Genomic DNA, 3,814 nt, shown 5'->3' on the forward strand with positions numbered 1-3,814 from the left:
GGCGGGTCGGGAGCGTCGTGCCGCTTGTGATTGCTGGCAGTGACGGCGAGCGGCTCACCGTATAACTCGCTGGGAAGAAGCTACGACGCCCTGACCTGCCAGAACCGCAGCGTCCGCTTTGCATTCTCCGGCGTCATCCGCGCGTAGTGCCCTTGCGCTCTTGCAAGATCGGCCGGCTTCATGGCGCCTGTGGCAAAACGGCTTTCGAGCACGGCGGTGGTGGTTTCCCAGCTGAGCTGCGCCGCCTTGCACGGCACCAGCAAACCGTCGTCGCGCAGGCTCTGCATCAGCGGGCGGATCACCTCGACGGTCGCTCCAGACAGGGCCGCCAGCGCCGCGGCGGTCTCTTCATAGCGCCGCTGTGTGGCGAAACCGAACAGCGTCGCTTCGCTGAGCTGGCCGGTCGCCTTGAGCATTGCAATTGCCCGCTTGGCGCCTTCGAAATCGCGGACGCCCGACATCTCGCGATCGACACCGACGGTGACGGCGGCGATCGCGCTCTGAATTTCCTCGAACAGATGCGGCGGCGCGCGCGACAGCAGGCGGGCGCGCACGGCATCGCTCGCCGAGCGCAGCAATCGGCGACGCAGCTCCGACGGCAGGTCGAGGCGGACGCCGACGCTGACGGCAAGTTCGGGATCGGCCTCGGCCTGCCCGACCATGGCGGCGAATCCGTTTCCGGAGACGCGCGCGCCGGGATTGGCGGCGAGCCGCCGGCTGACGCTGGGATAGCGGCGCGCCAGCAAGGTGTCTGTGACGATCTCCTTCAGCCACCAGCGGCCGGCGATCGCGAGCAGATGCGGCTCGCCCTTGGATGATGCGATCTTCACCAGCTCGCCGTCGTCGAGGCGGGCGGATTCCTGCAGCACGGGACCGGCGATGCGGATCTCGTCATTGCTGGCGAGGCGGCGGATCACGGAGGGCGGCGCCTGCGCGACCGGCGCCAGCTGCGCGCTGATCTCGGCGAGCGCGATGCGTGCGCCCATGTCGGCAAGGGCGCGAAGCTCGATGGTGCCGATCAGGCGCTCGAGCACCTCGTCGAACAGCGCGATCTGCTCGTCGTCGAAACTGCCGGCGGAGGAGAGGAACAGATCGGTGACGCGCCGGGCCGTTTCCAGGCCCTTTTCCGCCGAGCCTGCGCGAATCGCGGATTCGACCTCTTCGATGATCGATAGCTCGGCCTTGGACATCACGCCTTGCTCATCCTGAGCGGTTACAGAAGCTTGTTCTAAGCAACCGTCATCATTAGCGGCGAGCACTGAACGTTTCGTAAACCATGGGCCGGTAGCCCGGCACTGCTAAGCTCCTCACTATGAGGATCTGAAGGGCTATTCCCCGTTCCAGCCGCAGGCGCGGAGCTTTTCGTGCATGTGGGGCGGGGCCGGCGCCACGACGCGGACGGGCTCCTTGTTCCGGGAGATCGGCACCACGATCTCGCGCGAATGCAGGTGCAGCTTCGGCTCGCCGAAACGCGGGCCGTTGCCGTAAATGTTATCGCCGAAGATCGGCCAGCCGGTCGCGGCCGAATGCACCCGTAATTGATGGGTCCGCCCGGTCACCGGTTCCATGGCGAGCCAGGTAAAACCGTCACCCCGGCCCATTACTTTCCAGTTGGTGATCGCCTTCTGTCCCTCAGGATCGGGCTTCTGCCACCAGCCGCGCTCGGCATTGAGCCGGCCGAGCGGCATATCGATGGTGCCCGCGTCCTCGGCGGGGCCGCCCTCGACCACGGTCCAGTAGGTCTTGCCGATCTTGCCGTGCTTGAAGAGGAGCCCGAGCGAGGCCGTTGCCTTGCGGTGGCGGCCGAGCACGAGGCAGCCGGAGGTGTCCTTGTCCAGCCGGTGGGCCAGCACCGGCGGTCGCGGCAGGCCGAAGCACAGCGCGTGGAAGGAATCCTCCAGATTGGCGCCGCCCTTGGGACCGCGATGCACCGGCAGGCCGGCCGGCTTGTCGATGATCAGCATCAGCCCGTCGCGATGGAGCACGCGGGCCAGAATTTCATCGGCCGTCAATTGGGGAACATCGAGCAATTGCAAGACTTTCGGTCAAGACTTTCGTTTGGCAGCCGGAACGGCTAACACACCCCCGCCATGAACGATACCACGTCAGATCCCCCCAAGCTGAGCTGGTGGCGCCGTCTGTCCAACGGGCTGAAGCGCACCTCGTCCTCGCTCGGGACCGCGGTCGCCGACCTCGTCACCAAGCGCAAGCTCGACCGCGCCATGCTCGACGACATCGAGGACGTGCTGCTGCGCGCCGATCTCGGCACCTCAGTCGCGGTGCGGATCGCGGACGCCGTCGGCACCGGACGCTACGACAAGGCGATCTCGGCGGACGAGGTCAAGGACGTCGTCGCCACCGAGGTCGAGAAGGTGCTGGCGCCGGTGGCAAAGCCGCTCGAGATCGATACGGCCAGGAAGCCGTTCGTGATCCTCGTGGTTGGCGTCAACGGCTCCGGCAAGACCACCACCATCGGAAAACTCTCGCAGAAATTCGCCTCCGAAGGCCGCAAGGTGATGCTGGCTGCCGGCGACACGTTTCGCGCCGCGGCGATCGAGCAACTGAAGGTGTGGGGCGAGCGCACGAAGACGCCCGTGATCGCGGGCGCGCAGGGCTCGGATTCGGCGAGCCTTGCCTTCAACGCGCTGACGGCGGCGAAGGAGCAGAATATCGACGTGCTCCTGATCGACACCGCCGGCCGGCTGCAGAACAAGGCCGAGCTGATGAACGAGCTCGAAAAGGTCGTGCGCGTGATCCGCAAGGTGGATGACACTGCGCCGCATGCGGTGCTGCTTGTGCTCGATGCCACTGTCGGCCAGAACGCGCTGTCGCAGGTCGAGGCCTTCCATCGCACCGCCGGGGTCACCGGCCTCGTGATGACGAAGCTCGACGGCACCGCGCGCGGCGGCATTCTGGTGGCGCTCGCGGAAAAGTTCAAACTGCCGGTGCATTTCATCGGCGTCGGCGAAGGCGTCGACGATCTCGCGCCGTTCACCGCGCGCGATTTCGCCCGCGCCATTGCCGGAATCGAAAGCTGAAGAATGGACAAGACCCAGCCGCATCCGCTGTTCAAGCTGGCGACCGAGCTCGGGCCGCTGCTCGTGTTCTTCTTCGTGAATGCGAAGTTCAATCTGTTCGCGGCGACAGGCGCCTTCATGGTCGCGATCGTGGCGGCAATGGTCGCATCCTATGTGGTGACGCGCCACATCCCGATCATGGCGATCGTCACAGGCGTGATCGTGCTGGTGTTCGGCACGCTGACGCTGGTTCTGCACGACGAGACCTTCATCAAGCTCAAGCCGACCATCATCTACGGCCTGTTCGCCGCGATCCTCGGCGGCGGCCTGTTGTTCGGCCGCTCCTTCATCGCTGTGATGTTCGACCAGATGTTCAATCTGACGCCGCAGGGCTGGCGCATCCTCACCCTGCGCTGGGCGCTGTTCTTTGCCGGCATGGCGGTGCTGAACGAGATCGTCTGGCGCACCCAGAGCACCGACTTCTGGGTGAACTTCAAGGTGTTCGGCGTGACCCCGATCACGATGATCTTCGCCATCGCCCAGATGCCGCTGACCAAGCGCTACGGTGTTGAGCCGGCGTCGCTGGAGACCAGCGAGGCGGACGCGGGGGACGTGAGGAAGGGCTAGGCCGAGGCGTCGCTCCACATACCGCTGTCATGCCCCGGCTTGATGTTTAGCCCGGACAGATCACTGACGGGTGTTCGGAGACATAGCTGACACATCAACATTGGCTGGATTGGTCCGATTCGGGAGGCCGTCCATGCCGTGGAGTGAGATGTCAGCAATGGATCAGCGCC

Annotated in this window: 4 protein-coding genes; 2 read left to right on the top strand and 2 right to left on the bottom strand. The window is 65.4% G+C overall.

The annotated features are described in order from the left end of the window. Positions 1-80 precede the first annotated feature (80 nt). Both CV770_RS40555 and CV770_RS40560 read right to left on the bottom strand, forming a co-directional pair. Entirely contained in the window at positions 81-1,190 is a 1,110-nt protein-coding gene (locus tag CV770_RS40555) for a DUF2336 domain-containing protein (protein WP_104466277.1), read from the bottom strand. Positions 1,191-1,328: 138 nt separating this feature from the next. Then, the gene (locus CV770_RS40560; protein WP_165637691.1) at positions 1,329-2,030 is read right to left on the bottom strand and encodes an RluA family pseudouridine synthase; all 702 of its coding nucleotides are present in this window, start codon (positions 2,028-2,030) and stop codon (positions 1,329-1,331) included. A 60-nt stretch (positions 2,031-2,090) separates the two neighbouring features. On the opposite strand from CV770_RS40560, the gene ftsY reads away from it, so the two are divergent. Continuing rightward, a complete protein-coding gene (gene ftsY / locus CV770_RS40565; protein WP_028139238.1) occupies positions 2,091-3,038 on the top strand; it encodes a signal recognition particle-docking protein FtsY in 948 nt (315 codons plus the stop codon). Between the two features lie 3 nt (positions 3,039-3,041). Next, positions 3,042-3,644, top strand: coding sequence for a septation protein A (locus tag CV770_RS40570; protein ID WP_091964972.1), 603 nt, complete (start codon positions 3,042-3,044; stop codon positions 3,642-3,644). Positions 3,645-3,814 lie beyond the last annotated feature (170 nt).

Source organism: Bradyrhizobium sp. AC87j1 (genome assembly GCF_002936975.1).
In the GTDB taxonomy this organism is placed as follows: Bacteria; Pseudomonadota; Alphaproteobacteria; order Rhizobiales; family Xanthobacteraceae; genus Bradyrhizobium; species Bradyrhizobium shewense.